This window comes from Helicobacter pylori SA37A (genome assembly GCF_000476015.1).
In the GTDB taxonomy this organism is placed as follows: domain Bacteria; phylum Campylobacterota; class Campylobacteria; order Campylobacterales; family Helicobacteraceae; genus Helicobacter; species Helicobacter pylori_DB.
Window position 1 is genome coordinate 65547 of the sequence record NZ_CBOO010000005.1, and the last position, 13154, is coordinate 78700.

A 13154-nucleotide genomic window follows, 5' to 3' on the forward strand; every position below is an offset into this window, starting at 1 on the left:
CTCAATAAAACTGAAGTTTCGTATTATAATACATTTTTAAGAAATTGCGGTATTGTTTGTATTAAAAATTAAACAACGCCCAAAGGATAAGTGCTTTTATCTTTCTTCAAATCACTTTAAAATTTTAGGCAAAGTGATGCCCACTTGCCCTTGATACTTACCGCCTCTGTCTTTATAGCTTTGCTCACACATTTCATCGCCTTGTAAAAACACCACTTGCGCAATCCCTTCATTGGCATAGACTTTAGCCGGTAGATTAGTGGTGTTAGAAATTTCAATCGTAATATAGCCTTCAAATTCCGGCTCAAAAGGCGTAACATTCACAATAATCCCGCACCTGGCGTAAGTGCTTTTACCTAAACAAATCGCTAAAGTGTCTTTAGGCATTTTAAAATACTCTATCGTATGGGCTAGGGCGAACGCGTTAGCCGGCAAGATAAAATACCCTTCTTTACTCGCATCAATTTTAGTCGCGTTGTTAGGATCAAAGTTTTTAGGGTCAATTAAAGCGTTTTTGTTATCAAAGAGCATGAACTCACTCCCCACCCTAATATCATACCCATAACTGCTCAAACCATAGCTGATCACATTCTTACCGACTTGCTTTTCGCAAAAAGGGCTAATCATGCCATGCTCTAAACTCATTTTTTTAATCCAAGAATCCGCTTTTAATCCCATACGCACAAAGCCTTTAAAGTTTGTTAATAATTATGTTATTATAACAATAATTTTTTGCTAAAAACGCTTATGGTTAGTAAGATTGTGCGTTTGTGGCATACTTTAAAATAATATATAATATAAGGAATAGATCGTTATGAACCTTTCTGAAATTGAAGAGTTGATCAAAGAATTTAAAGCTTCTGATTTAGGGCATTTGAAATTAAAGCATGAGCATTTTGAACTGGTTTTGGATAAAGAATCCGCTTATGCGAAAAAAAATGCGTTAAGTCCCGCTCATTCTCAAGCCTCCATCCAAGCCCCCATCATGGTAGAAGCGAGCATGCCAAACGCTCAAACCCCTGTGCCTATGGTATGCACCCCTATTGTGGATAAAAAAGAAGATTTCGTGCTTTCGCCTATGGTAGGCACTTTTTATCATGCGCCCTCCCCTGGGGCTGAGCCTTATGTCAAAGCGGGCGATACGCTTAAAAAAGGGCAGATCGTGGGCATTGTAGAAGCGATGAAAATCATGAATGAAATTGAAGTGGAATACCCTTGCAAGGTGGTTTCTGTTGAAGTGGGAGACGCTCAACCGGTAGAATACGGCACGAAACTCATCAAAGTGGAAAAGCTTTAAAATCCATGAATAAAGTGAATAAAGAAAATAAAAAGGTAGAAAAAAAAGAGCTTTCACGCATTTTGATCGCTAATAGAGGCGAGATCGCTTTAAGAGCGATCCAAACCATTCAAGAAATGGGTAAAGAATCCATAGCCATTTATTCTATCGCTGATAAGGACGCCCACTACCTCAATACGGCTAGCGCAAAAGTGTGCATAGGGGGGGCCAAATCCAGCGAGAGTTACTTGAATATCCCTGCGATCATCAGTGCGGCGGAATTGTTTGAAGCCGATGCGATTTTCCCCGGGTATGGGTTTTTGAGTGAAAACCAGAATTTTGTAGAGATTTGCTCGCACCATTCTTTGGAATTTATTGGCCCGAGCGCGAAAGTCATGGCTTTAATGAGCGATAAATCCAAAGCCAAAAGCGTGATGAAAGAAGCCGGCATGCCTGTGATTGAGGGCAGTGAAGGGTTGCTTAAAAGCTATCAAGAAGCTGAAGAAATCGCTGATAAAATCGGCTACCCTGTCATCATTAAAGCGGCCGCTGGTGGGGGCGGAAGGGGGATGCGTGTCGTAGAAGATAAATCCAAATTAAAAAATCTTTATTTAGCCGCCGAAACGGAAGCTTTGAGCGCGTTTGGCGATGGGAGCGTGTATTTAGAAAAATTCATCAACAAGCCTAAGCACATTGAAGTCCAAATTTTAGCCGATAAGCACGGTAATGTCATTCATGTGGGCGAAAGGGATTGCTCGGTGCAAAGACGCCAGCAAAAGCTCATTGAAGAAACCCCGGCAGTGGTTTTAGAAGAGGGCGTGCGTGAGCGTTTGCTAGAAACAGCGATCAAGGCCGCTAAATATATCGGCTATGTGGGGGCGGGGACTTTTGAATTTTTGTTGGATTCTAACATGAAAGATTTTTATTTCATGGAGATGAACACTCGTTTGCAAGTGGAACACACCATTAGCGAAATGGTGAGCGGGTTAAATCTCATTGAGTGGATGATTAAAATCGCTCAAGGCGAAGAATTGCCCAAGCAAGAAAGCTTTTCTCTCAAAGGGCATGCGATAGAATGTAGAATCACTGCAGAAGATCCTAAAAAATTCTACCCAAGCCCGGGCAAAATCACCGAATGGATCGCTCCTGGTGGGGTGAATGTGCGCCTTGATTCGCATGCACATGCCAATTATGTCGTGCCTACGCACTATGATTCTATGATTGGCAAGCTCATTGTGTGGGGTGAAAACAGAGAAAGAGCGATCGCTAAAATGAAAAGGGCTTTAAAGGAATTTAAAGTAGAAGGCATTAAAACGACCATTCCTTTCCACCTTGAAATGCTTGAAAATGCGGATTTCAGGCAAGCAAAAATCCACACGAAGTATTTAGAAGAAAATTTTTAAGTTTTAAGGATTTTTTTAAGCATAGTTTAAGGGTTTTAAGCAGTCAGAAAGAATCGGCATTAAGTTTTATAATTTTGTAGTAAAATTTTTTCATGCAAACCTTGTTTAAAGAAATTACTCCTAAACGCTACGTCAATGGCAATGAGATGAAAGAAAATTCTAGCAATGCTCTAGATCAGTATTTCACTAAGCCTAGTGTGGCTTTAAAATGCTTCCAAAAAGCTTGTGAAGTTATTAAAAAATACGAAAATCCAGATGACTTTATTTTTTTAGAACCAAGTGCGGGCGATGGGGTGTTTTATGACTTGTTTCCTAAAGATAGACGCATTGGCATAGATATTGAACCCAAAAGAGATGGTTTTATTCAATGCGATTTTTTAAATTATAAATTGCCTACGCATCAAAAAGTGATTTGCTTGGGCAACCCTCCTTTTGGGCATCGTGGGGTTATGGCGTTAGAATTTATCAACCATGCTAGAAATTGTGATTTTGTGTGTTTTATCTTGCCCATGTTTTTTGAAAGTCAAGGAAAAGGTTCTATTAAGTATCGTGTGAAAGGTTTAAATCTGCTTTATAGCGAACGCTTAGAAAAAAATGCGTTTATAGATTTTAAAAATAAAGAAGTGGATGTGCATTGCGTGTTTCAAATTTGGAGCAAAAAGTATCAAAATAAAAAAAATGAATTTTCTTGGTATAAGAATCGCCATAAAGAACCCTTTGGCGAATATATCAAGGTTTTCACGGTTTCATTGGCTAAAAACAGAGAATGCGGTAAAGAGTGGATTTTTAATCAAAAAGCGTCTTTTTACATTTCATCAACTTTTTATAAAAGCACACAAATTGTAGAGAACTTTGAGGAAGTTAAGTATCAATCTGGTATTGCTGTGGTATTCACTAGCGCTGACAAGGTTTTAAACGCTAAATTAAAAAAACTATTCAAAGAAATTGATTGGACAAAATACGCAAGTTTAGCGACTAATTCTTGCTATCATTTAGGCAAAAGCCATATTTTTCAAGCCCTACATGATCATTTGGATGGTTTAAAGGATAATTGATGGACTTAGAACAAACTTTTTTAAAAATTATTGAAAAAAAACATAAAGAATTGAATTTAGGGCAAGATTACAACGCTATTTTTTCAAAAATTAGAGATTTTGAAGCCAACGCTATAGGGCAGATTGGCGAAGAATTTTTAAAAAGCGTGCTTAACGCTATAGATGGAGTGATCAATGATGGCATTATTCATGATGAATACGATATTATGACAAAAAGCGGTGTGTCTTTTGAAGTCAAAACCGCACGAAAAGGCAGAACCAACAACACTTTTTTAGTTCAATGGTATAAACCCACGATACAACTATGATTTTTTGATTTGCTTAGGAGTGTGCGAAGACCAATTGCTTTATAGAATTTTTAAAAAGGATGAAATCCATTACATTCATAAAGAAAGAAAATACTTTATGAAACAAAATGAGTTTAAAAAGCAATTGGTGCCAATGAATCCTTATAATCAAGTCAATTATAAGCTCACCCTCAATATTAAAGAACTGAAAGAAATTACAAACCTCATCAAAGAGTTAGAAAGAATTTTAGAGTTAGATTAATATTTTTAGATAGAATTGAGTGGATCAAAATATTTTAGGAATAGAGTTTGCTTGTCTTATCTTTAAGAAAATCAAACGAAATGGAGGATAGGATGTCTAAGATTTCAAACAATTATAACCCGCCTTTAACGATGAGGGATTACCATGCTCAAAAAGTTAGTCCGCGCACAAGAAAAGAAGAAAATAAGGAAATTCAAAATCTTTCAGAGAATGATGAAAGAATCAAATTAGCCAAACAAGCCAAGCAGGATAACCTAGCCATAGGGGATTTAGAAAGCCGTCTTAAAAGCTTAAAAGGCATGGATAAAGACGCTAAGGAATTGGTGGGGATTTCTAAAGCTTACGCTCACAATAATGAAAAAGATCGAAGCGATTTTGAGCATTTTAAAAGCCGTTTGGATAAAGCGATTGATTCTTTCAATCAAAAATCAGGCAACGATAGTTTGAAACTCCCTAGCAATATTGACATTGATGACACGAAGGCTTTGGAGAAATTTTCAAATTCATTAGAAAGTGAGAAAGAAAGCATTCAAAACTCTTTGCACCAGTGGAAAAAACAGCTCGCTGAAACGAATCATTTAAACAAGGAATATAACACCTTAGATAAAACAAGACTGAACGCTCAAAAATTCCAAGATGTCCATGACACAAGCAAGATCACCCCATCTCGCTTGCAAGACTTGCTCGCTTGAAAGAGTTTGCTTATAGCGAGCCTTGTTTAGATGAAGAAGATAAAAAGGCTGTTTTAGAGGTTTTAAATTCTAAACAGCTCACGCAAGGCAAACGCTCTCTGTTATTTGAAGAAGCTTTGTGCGAGTTTTTGGGCGTTAAGCATGCGTTAGTGTTTAACAGCGCGACTTCAGCCCTTTTAACGCTCTATAGGAATTTTAGCGATTTTAACGCTGATTGTAATGAAATAATCACCACCCCTATAAGCTTTGTAGCGACGGCTAACATGCTCTTAGAGAGTAGTTATAGACCCGTGTTTGCTGAAGTCAAAAACGATGGCAATATAGATGAATTGGCCCTAGAAAAGCTCATTACTAAAAAAACCAAAGCCATAGTGAGCGTGGATTATGCCGGTAAAAGCGTGGAAGCAAAAAGCATTCAAAAGCTTTGCAAAAAGCATTCTTTGAGTTTTCTTTCTGACAGTTCGCATGCTCTAGGGAGCGAGTATCAAAATAAAAAAGTAGGAGGCTTTGCGTTAGCGAGCGTGTTTAGTTTCCATGCCATTAAGCCTATCACTACGGCTGAAGGGGGAGCGGTGGTTACTAACGATAGCGAATTATATGAAAAAATGAAATCGTTTCGCTCTCATGGCATGATCAAAAAAGATTTTTTTGAAGGCGAAGTCAAAAGCGTAGGGTATAATTTCCGCTTGAATGAAATCCAAAGCGCTTTGGGTTTGAGCCAGCTTAAAAAAGCCCCCTTTTTAATGCAAAAAAGAGAAGAAATCGCTCTAACCTATGATAGGATTTTTAAAGATAACCCTTATTTCACCCCTTTACACCCCTTGTTAAAATATCAAAGCTCTAACCACCTTTATCCTATTTTAATGGATCAAAAATTTTTTACATGCAAAAAACTCATTTTAGAAAATTTGCACAAGCTTGGCATTTTAGCCCAAGTGCATTACAAGCCCATTTACCAATACCAATTGTACCAACAGCTCTTCAATACAGCCCCATTAAAAAGTGCAGAAGATTTTTATAACGCTGAAATTTCCTTGCCTTGTCATGCGAATTTAGATTTAGAGAGCGTTCAAAACATCGCTCATGGCGTTTTAAAAACTTTTGAAAGTTTTAATAGAATGAGTTCCATTTAGGGCTTCAAGTCTTAATCATTAAGAATGGTGCGGAAGAAAGGAATCGAACCTTCATGCCTTGCGGCGCTAGATCCTAAGTCTAGTGCGTCTACCAATTTCGCCACTTCCGCACACCGCACGCCATCGCGCACATAAGAAGTAGAAAATAAAGAAGCAGTATTTTAGCTGTTTAATCCTTTAAAAATACTGAAAAATTGAAGTTTTTTAAAATTTGGAGTTTTTTCCGTCTTTTAGGGGGTTTTAAATTCTTTTAAGGTATTCTAACAAGACTATATCATTGAGATAGTTTTAAGGAAATTAAGGAACACAATGGAAGTTTCACGCAAGAAAATTTACAACCCCAATTCTACAGAAAGTGTGAATGAAAGAAAGATTTTTGGGGGTAATCCTACAAGCATGTTTGATTTGAATAAAATCAAGTATCAATGGGCGGATCATTTGTGGAAAACGATGCTCGCTAACACCTGGTTTGCTGAAGAAGTGAGCATGAACGATGATAAAAGAGATTATTTGAAATTGAGCGCAGAAGAAAAGATCGGCTATGACAGAGCTTTAGCGCAACTCATTTTTATGGACAGCTTGCAAACCAATAATTTAATTGACAATATCAATCCCTTCATCACCAGCCCCGAAATTAATTTGTGCTTGGTGCGCCAAGCTTATGAAGAAGCCTTACACAGCCATGCGTATGCGGTGATGGTAGAAAGCATTAGCGCCAATACTGAAGAAATTTATGACATGTGGCGTAGTGATATGCAATTAAAAAGCAAGAACGATTATATCGCGCAGGTGTATATGGAATTAGCCAAAAACCCCACAGAAAAAAACATCCTCAAAGCGCTTTTTGCAAATCAAATTTTAGAGGGGATTTATTTTTATAGCGGGTTTAGCTATTTTTACACTTTAGCCAGGAGCGGTAAAATGCTCGGATCGGCTCAAATGATTCGTTTTATCCAAAGAGATGAGGTAACGCATTTGATCCTATTCCAAAACATGATCAATGCTTTAAGGAATGAAAGAGCGGATTTATTCACGCCGCAATTGATTGATGAAGTCATAGAAATGTTTAAAAAAGCGGTAGAAATTGAAGCCTCATGGGGGGATTATATCACGCAAGGCAAGATTTTAGGGCTTACTTCAAGCTTGATTGAGCAATACATCCAGTTTTTAGCGGATAGCCGTTTGAGTAAAGTGGGTATCGCTAAAATTTATGGCGTCCAACACCCCATTAAATGGGTAGAGAGCTTTTCAAGTTTCAATGAGCAACGCTCCAATTTCTTTGAAGCTAGGGTGAGCAATTACGCTAAAGGGAGCGTGAGTTTTGATGATTTTTAAGGGGTTTGTTTGAATAGTATCAAAAACCATTTGATGTGCGAAGAAATCAATAAGCGTTTTCATTTGCACCCCAAAGTGAGAGAGGCCATGGAAAACATTGAAAGAGAGGTTTTTGTGCCAGCCCCTTTCAAGCATTTTGCCTACACTTTGAACGCCCTTTCCATGCAAGCGCAACAATACATTTCTTCGCCCCTAACCGTAGCTAAAATGACGCAATATTTAGAAATTGATCATGTGGATAGCGTGCTAGAAATTGGTTGCGGGAGCGGTTATCAAGCGGCGGTGCTTTCTCAAATTTTTAGGCGCGTTTTTAGCGTGGAAAGGATTGAAAGCCTATATATAGAAGCGCGTTTGCGCCTTAAAAATTTGGGTTTAGAAAATGTTCATGTCAAATTCGCTGATGGGAACAAGGGCTGGGAGCAATACGCCCCCTATGATAGGATTTTATTCTCTGCTTGCGCTAAAAATATCCCGCAAGCGCTCATTGATCAGCTTGAAGAAGGCGGGATTTTAGTTGCACCCATTCAAGAAAATAACGAGCAAGTGATCAAACGCTTTGTGAAGCAAAATAACGCTTTGCGCGTCCAAAAAGTGCTAGAAAAATGCTCGTTTGTGCCTGTTATAGATGGGGTGCAATAAAGATTAAGGCATGATCAAACACTATCTTTTCATGGCGGTTTCGCAAGTCTTTTTCTCTTTCTTTTTAGTGCTGTTTTTTATCTCTTCCATCGTGCTATTAATCAGTATTGCAAGCGTAACGCTCGTGATTAAAGTGAGCTTTTTGGATCTGGTGCAACTCTTTTTGTATTCCTTGCCAGGAACCATTTTTTTTATTTTGCCAATCACTTTTTTTGCGGCTTGCGCTTTAGGGCTTTCAAGGCTTAGCTATGACCATGAATTGTTAGTGTTTTTCTCTTTAGGGGTTTCGCCTAAAACAATGACTAAAGCGTTTGTGCCTTTAAGTTTGTTAGTGAGCACGATTTTATTAGTGTTTTCGCTCATTTTAATCCCCACTTCTAAGAGCGCTTATTACGGGTTTTTGCGTCAAAAAAAAGACAAGATTGACATTAACATCAGAGCCGGTGAATTCGGGCAAAAATTAGGCGATTGGCTCGTGTATGTGGATAAGGCTGAGAACAATTCCTATGATAATTTAGTGCTTTTTTCCAATAAAAGCCTTTCTCAAGAAAGCTTCATTCTGGCCCAAAAAGGCAATATCAACAATCAAAACGGCGTGTTTGAATTGAATTTATACAAAGGGCATGCGTATTTCACTCAAGGCGATAAAATGCGTAAAGTTGATTTTGAAGAATTGCATTTGCGCAACAAGCTCAAGTCTTTCAATTCTAATGATGCGGCTTATTTGCAAGGCACGGATTATTTAGGTTATTGGAAAAAAGCCTTTGGTAAAAACGCTAATAAAAATCAAAAACGCCGTTTTTCTCAAGCGATTTTAGTTTCATTATTCCCTTTAGCGAGCATGTTTTTAATCCCTTTATTTGGTATCGCCAACCCACGATTCAAAACGAATTGGAGTTATTTTTATGTCCTTGGAGCGGTTGGGGTTTATTTTTTAATGGTGCATGTGATTTCTACGGATTTGTTTTTGATGACCTTTTTCTTCCCCTTTATTTGGGCGTTTGGCTCTTATTTGTTGTTTAGAAAATTCATTTTAAAGCGTTATTAAATGCGTTGTTTTAAGGCTACTATCGCTTATGATGGGGCGTATTTTTTAGGCTATGCCAAACAGCCTAACAAACTTGGCGTGCAAGACAAAATAGAAAGCGCTTTAAACGTGCTAGGGATTAAAAGCGTTGTGGTTGCGGCTGGGCGCACGGATAAAGGCGTGCATGCGAATAACCAAACGCTGTCTTTTCACGCTCCAAAACACTGGAACGCTGATAAATTATTTTATTATCTAGCCCCTAAACTCGCCCCGCATATTGTCTTAAAAAAACTAGAAGAAAAAAACTTTCATGCGCGTTTTGACGCTCAAAAAAGAGCGTATCGTTACCTTTTGACGAAGAATTTAAAAACGCCTTTTTTAGCGCCCTATATCGCTTGTGGGGATTATGGCTCACTAGATTTATTAAATACCGCTTTAAAACAATTCACAGGCAAGCATGATTTTTCCATGTTTAAGAAAGAAGGCGGAGCGGCAACCAATCCTAATCGCATCATTTTTAACGCTTTGGCTTATAAAACTTTTATCATGGGGCATGAGTGCGTGGTGTTTAAAATCATTGGCGATGCATTTTTACGCTCCAGCGTGCGTTTGATCATTCAAGCATGCGTTCAATATTCCTTAGAAAAAATCACGCTCGCTGAAATTGAAATGCAAATCCACAACCTCAAAGCCACTATAAGAACGCCCATAATGGCTAATGGCTTGTATTTGCACAGGGTGTATTATTGAAACCTTAAAAGGTGTTCTTCCCAATCTAGAGCGCTTTTGATAATGGTGTCTAGGTTGTCATAAAGGGGTTTGAAAGGGGTGTTTTGTAAGATTTTAGAATTATTAGCAATAAGGCTTGCTGGATCACCCTGTCGTTTGTCTAAAATTTCCACTAAAAAATCGTTGTTTGAGATTTCTTTGACCTTTTCTATCACTTCTTTCACGCTATGGCCTTGATTGTAGCCGACATTATAGATCTCGCTCTTATTTTTTTCTAAAAGGGTTTGATAGCTCGCTAAATGCGCGTTAGCCAAATCATCTACATGGATATAATCCCTAATACAAGTGCCATCTCTTGTGGGGTAATTAGTGCCAAAAATCCCCATTTTTTTCCTTTTCCCCACCGCGCATTCGCATGCAATTTTGATTAAATGCGTGGCGTTGAGCGTGCGCTGTCCTAAAGTATAGGGGGTGGTATAATCATTGCGCATGCATGCCCCAGCCACATTGAAATAGCGCAAAATAACGCATTTAAAATCCGCTATTTTAGAAGTGTCTAACAAGATTCTTTCGCTCATCATTTTAGACGCTCCATAAGGATTAATGGGGTTTAAGGGGCTTTCTTCGTTCAAGCTTGAACTAGATTCGCCATAAACCACGGCCGTAGAAGAAAAAATAAAACGCTTGATTGCATGCTTTAAGCAAAGTTTGACAAGCTCTAAAGTGTTGAGCGTGTTGTTGGTGTAGTATTCTAAAGGCAAGCGCGTGGATTCTTCTACTGAAATTTTAGCCCCAAAATGCAAGATGGCTTCAATGGGGTCTTTTAGCTGCTGCTTATTTAAAAAGGCGTCTAATTTGTGCGTTTCATTCAAATTCGCTTGAATAAACACAACCCTATTAGGGTAGTAACGCTCTAACGCTTTGATATGCTCTAAAAAACCGGTGCTTAAGTCATCTACAATAATGATGTTTTCTTTGGTTTTTTCTAAAAACGCCCTTGCGGTATGCGAGCCTATATACCCGCACGCCCCTGTGAATAATAATGCCATAAAACCCCTTTTGAAATGAAAAAATAACGAGTATTATAACATCTTAATCCCATTTATTATTTAAGGATTTTTTAAGAAAATTTAATCTATAATTTCATCTTTATTGACTTTAAAGGGCTTATAGCTCAGGTGGTTAGAGCGCACCCCTGATAAGGGTGAGGTCGGAGGTTCAACTCCTCCTAAGCCCACCATTTTTTACCATCTTTGGGGAATTAGCTCAGCTGGGAGAGCGCCTGCTTTGCACGCAGGAGGTCAGCGGTTCGATCCCGCTATTCTCCACCATTGTTTTCTCCTTAAATTTTTTCTTTTTATCAGTCGTGTCTTGGTTGAGAAATCTTAAACGATTGGATCGTCTTTGTTTAACGCCGCAAGTCTTTTAACTCAAAGCTCCTTGATAAAAGATTGAGTTGGATTGAGATTTTTTATTTGCTTTGTTCTTTAAATGGCGCAAAATCTCTTTTGCTTTATAACTTTTCGCTTTCTATCTTTGGCGGCTTTATCGGCTTATATTTGTTCTAGGGGCTTAAAATTTTAGGGTTTTGAGTTTTTCAATGATTGTAAGCGTGTTGTTACTAAATGGTGGGTTTTGAGCGCTTCATTCTTTCTTTATCAGCTCAATTCAAGCCTTTCGTTAGAGCGTGGAAAAAATGTTAGAAACCCTTACAAAACAAGCTAATATATTCTATTCAATTTATTTCAAGGACAAACAAACATGAAAAAATTTCTTTATACCCTACTCGCGCTTCTTTTAATCGGCCTTTTAACAACCTATTTTATCCTTTTTACAGAATGGGGGAATAAAATCATCGCTTCGTATATAGAGAAAAAAATCAACCCGAACGAGCGCTACTTGAGCGTTAAAACCTTTAAATTGAGATTCAACTCTTTAGACTTTGAAGCTCAAGCCAACGATGATTCCACGCTCATTCTTAAGGGGGATTTCTCGCTTTTAAAGCAAAGCGTAAACTTGAATTACCATATAGACATTAAAAATTTACGCTCTTTCAAAGAATGGATACCCTACCCTTTAAGGGGGGCTATTGTTACTTCTGGGAACATTAAAGGGCATAGAAAAGCCCTTGTGATTCAAGGCGTCTCTAATGTCGCTCAATCCCACACTGCCTACAACGCCCTTTTAGACGATTTCAAGCTTTCTCACTTAAATTTGAACGCAAAAGACGCCAATTTAGAAGATTTGCTTTATTTAATCAATCGCCCCGCTTATGCGAACGCAAAAGTGTCCTTACAGGCGGATTTTAACTCTCTAAAGCCTTTAGAGGGGCATTTGATCCTAACAGCCCATAACGCTTTAATCAATAACGCCCTAATCAATCAAATCTTTCATTTAAACCTTAAAGACACGCTTATCTTCAACCTCTCGCACTCAAGCGATTTTAAAGAAAACAAAGCCATCAGCGATACCACCCTAACTAGCCCTTTAGTTAATTTCACAGCCCTAAAAAGCGAATATCTTTTCTCTGTTTTAAAACTCAACGCCCCCTACACTTTAGAAATACCCAATCTAGCCAAACTCCAAAACATGATTAACCACCCCTTAAAAGGGAGCTTGACTTTAAAAGGCGCTATAGAACAAAGCCCCAAGCTCTTAAAAGTCAGCGGCCATTCAAATTTGCTAGACGGCACGCTAGATTTCACGCTTTTAAATAAAGATTTGAAAGCCCGTTTTTCCAATATTTCCACTTTAAAAGCCCTAGACTTATTCCATTACCCTAAATTTTTCCAATCCATTGCAGACGCTAACTTGGATTATGATTTTATCGCCAAGCAAGGCGTATTGAAAGCCCGCCTAAAAAACGCAAGATTCCTCAAAAATGCATTCAGCGATTTCCTCTACTCCATTTCTAAATTTGATATTACTAAAGAAATTTATAACGATGTCAATCTGGTAAGCCAAATCAACCAACAACGCCTGCTCTCTGATCTCAGCTTAAAAAGCCCCAAAACCCAATTGAAAATCCATAACGGCTTGTTGGATTTAAACACCAAGCAAATGGACATGCTCATGGATGCGGAAATCTTAAAATTCATTTTTAAAATGAAACTTCAAGGTAACATGCACCAGCCAAAATTTTCCCTCATTTTAAACGAAAAAGCCATCCAACAAAACCTGCAACAAGGCTTGAAAGAAATCCTAAAAAACGACACCCTTAAAAAAGGTTTAGATCATTTGCTTAAAGATGATAAGCTCAAAGAAAAGCTTGAAAAAGGGCTTAAGGGGCTTTTTTAAACTTGTTTTTAAGGAATGG

14 protein-coding genes and 3 tRNA genes are annotated in these 13154 nt (G+C 38.1%); 14 read left to right on the forward strand and 3 right to left on the reverse strand.

Features of this window, described 5'->3' with window-relative positions; all coding sequences use genetic code 11:
- Positions 1–111: 111 nt before the first annotated feature.
- A complete protein-coding gene (gene dcd / locus QT76_RS03750; protein ID WP_000523106.1) occupies positions 112–678 on the reverse strand; it encodes a dCTP deaminase in 567 nt (188 codons plus the stop codon).
- 136 nt (positions 679–814) lie between these two features.
- On the opposite strand from dcd, the gene accB reads away from it, so the two are divergent.
- The 7 genes from accB (at position 815) to pseC (ending at position 6108) form a co-directional block, all read left to right on the forward strand.
- Positions 815–1297 carry an acetyl-CoA carboxylase biotin carboxyl carrier protein gene (gene accB, locus QT76_RS03755; RefSeq protein WP_001053790.1) on the forward strand — a complete coding sequence of 161 codons (483 nt, stop codon included), beginning with the start codon at positions 815–817 and terminating at the stop codon, positions 1295–1297.
- Between the two features lie 14 nt (positions 1298–1311).
- On the forward strand, positions 1312–2679 hold the full coding sequence (locus QT76_RS03760) for an acetyl-CoA carboxylase biotin carboxylase subunit (RefSeq protein ID WP_001887906.1): 1368 nt from the start codon (positions 1312–1314) through the stop codon (positions 2677–2679).
- 92 nt (positions 2680–2771) lie between these two features.
- Entirely contained in the window at positions 2772–3734 is a 963-nt protein-coding gene (locus tag QT76_RS03765; protein WP_033616653.1) for a restriction endonuclease, read from the forward strand.
- Positions 3734–4042 carry a hypothetical protein gene (locus tag QT76_RS08650; RefSeq protein ID WP_001912967.1) on the forward strand — a complete coding sequence of 103 codons (309 nt, stop codon included), beginning with the start codon at positions 3734–3736 and terminating at the stop codon, positions 4040–4042. Before QT76_RS03765 ends, QT76_RS08650 begins: the two co-directional genes overlap by 1 nt.
- A 34-nt stretch (positions 4043–4076) precedes the next feature.
- Positions 4077–4283, forward strand: coding sequence for a type II restriction endonuclease (locus tag QT76_RS08655; protein WP_324286862.1), 207 nt, complete (start codon positions 4077–4079; stop codon positions 4281–4283).
- Positions 4284–4375: 92 nt separating this feature from the next.
- Positions 4376–4975, forward strand: coding sequence for a hypothetical protein (locus tag QT76_RS03775; protein WP_033616654.1), 600 nt, complete (start codon positions 4376–4378; stop codon positions 4973–4975).
- The gene (gene pseC, locus QT76_RS03780; RefSeq protein ID WP_033616655.1) at positions 4972–6108 is read left to right on the forward strand and encodes a UDP-4-amino-4,6-dideoxy-N-acetyl-beta-L-altrosamine transaminase; all 1137 of its coding nucleotides are present in this window, start codon (positions 4972–4974) and stop codon (positions 6106–6108) included. The genes QT76_RS03775 and pseC overlap by 4 nt, the downstream gene beginning before the upstream one ends.
- Before the next feature lie 25 nt (positions 6109–6133).
- Here the strand turns inward: pseC and QT76_RS03785 are convergent.
- Positions 6134–6218 (reverse strand) — tRNA-Leu (locus QT76_RS03785).
- A 199-nt stretch (positions 6219–6417) separates the two neighbouring features.
- Here QT76_RS03785 and QT76_RS03790 point away from each other — a divergent pair.
- From QT76_RS03790 to truA, 4 genes are read left to right on the forward strand one after another with little or no spacing between them, the layout of a single operon-like run.
- A complete protein-coding gene (locus tag QT76_RS03790) occupies positions 6418–7443 on the forward strand; it encodes a ribonucleotide-diphosphate reductase subunit beta (RefSeq protein ID WP_033616656.1) in 1026 nt (341 codons plus the stop codon).
- A 9-nt stretch (positions 7444–7452) separates the two neighbouring features.
- On the forward strand, positions 7453–8082 hold the full coding sequence (pcm, locus tag QT76_RS03795) for a protein-L-isoaspartate O-methyltransferase (RefSeq protein ID WP_033616657.1): 630 nt from the start codon (positions 7453–7455) through the stop codon (positions 8080–8082).
- 10 nt (positions 8083–8092) lie between these two features.
- Positions 8093–9130, forward strand: a complete 1038-nt coding sequence (locus QT76_RS03800; RefSeq protein WP_033616658.1) for an LptF/LptG family permease — start codon at positions 8093–8095, stop codon at positions 9128–9130.
- A complete protein-coding gene (gene truA, locus QT76_RS03805) occupies positions 9131–9859 on the forward strand; it encodes a tRNA pseudouridine(38-40) synthase TruA (protein ID WP_033616659.1) in 729 nt (242 codons plus the stop codon). It abuts the gene before it with no gap.
- Here truA and galE read toward each other — a convergent pair.
- On the reverse strand, positions 9853–10887 hold the full coding sequence (galE, locus tag QT76_RS03810) for a UDP-glucose 4-epimerase GalE (protein WP_033616660.1): 1035 nt from the start codon (positions 10885–10887) through the stop codon (positions 9853–9855). The genes truA and galE overlap by 7 nt on opposite strands.
- Positions 10888–11001: 114 nt before the next feature.
- Between galE and QT76_RS03815 the strand changes: the two genes are divergently transcribed.
- The 3 genes from QT76_RS03815 to QT76_RS03830 all read left to right on the forward strand — a co-directional run bounded on the left by QT76_RS03815 (position 11002) and on the right by QT76_RS03830 (position 13135).
- Positions 11002–11078, forward strand: a tRNA-Ile gene (locus tag QT76_RS03815).
- A gap of 15 nt (positions 11079–11093) precedes the next feature.
- Positions 11094–11169: transfer RNA gene (locus QT76_RS03820), tRNA-Ala, on the forward strand.
- 430 nt (positions 11170–11599) lie between these two features.
- On the forward strand, positions 11600–13135 hold the full coding sequence (locus QT76_RS03830) for a membrane protein (protein WP_033616661.1): 1536 nt from the start codon (positions 11600–11602) through the stop codon (positions 13133–13135).
- Positions 13136–13154: the final 19 nt, after the last annotated feature.

Coding starts and splice junctions, on each gene's coding strand:
- dcd (WP_000523106.1), bottom strand. CDS start 678: ATGGGATTAAAAGCGGATTCTTGGATTAAAAAAATGAGTTTAGAGCAT.
- accB (WP_001053790.1), top strand. CDS start 815: ATGAACCTTTCTGAAATTGAAGAGTTGATCAAAGAATTTAAAGCTTCT.
- QT76_RS03765 (WP_033616653.1), top strand. CDS start 2,772: ATGCAAACCTTGTTTAAAGAAATTACTCCTAAACGCTACGTCAATGGC.
- QT76_RS08650 (WP_001912967.1), top strand. CDS start 3,734: ATGGACTTAGAACAAACTTTTTTAAAAATTATTGAAAAAAAACATAAA.
- QT76_RS03775 (WP_033616654.1), top strand. CDS start 4,376: ATGTCTAAGATTTCAAACAATTATAACCCGCCTTTAACGATGAGGGAT.
- QT76_RS03790 (WP_033616656.1), top strand. CDS start 6,418: ATGGAAGTTTCACGCAAGAAAATTTACAACCCCAATTCTACAGAAAGT.
- QT76_RS03800 (WP_033616658.1), top strand. CDS start 8,093: ATGATCAAACACTATCTTTTCATGGCGGTTTCGCAAGTCTTTTTCTCT.
- truA (WP_033616659.1), top strand. CDS start 9,131: ATGCGTTGTTTTAAGGCTACTATCGCTTATGATGGGGCGTATTTTTTA.
- galE (WP_033616660.1), bottom strand. CDS start 10,887: ATGGCATTATTATTCACAGGGGCGTGCGGGTATATAGGCTCGCATACC.
- QT76_RS03830 (WP_033616661.1), top strand. CDS start 11,600: ATGAAAAAATTTCTTTATACCCTACTCGCGCTTCTTTTAATCGGCCTT.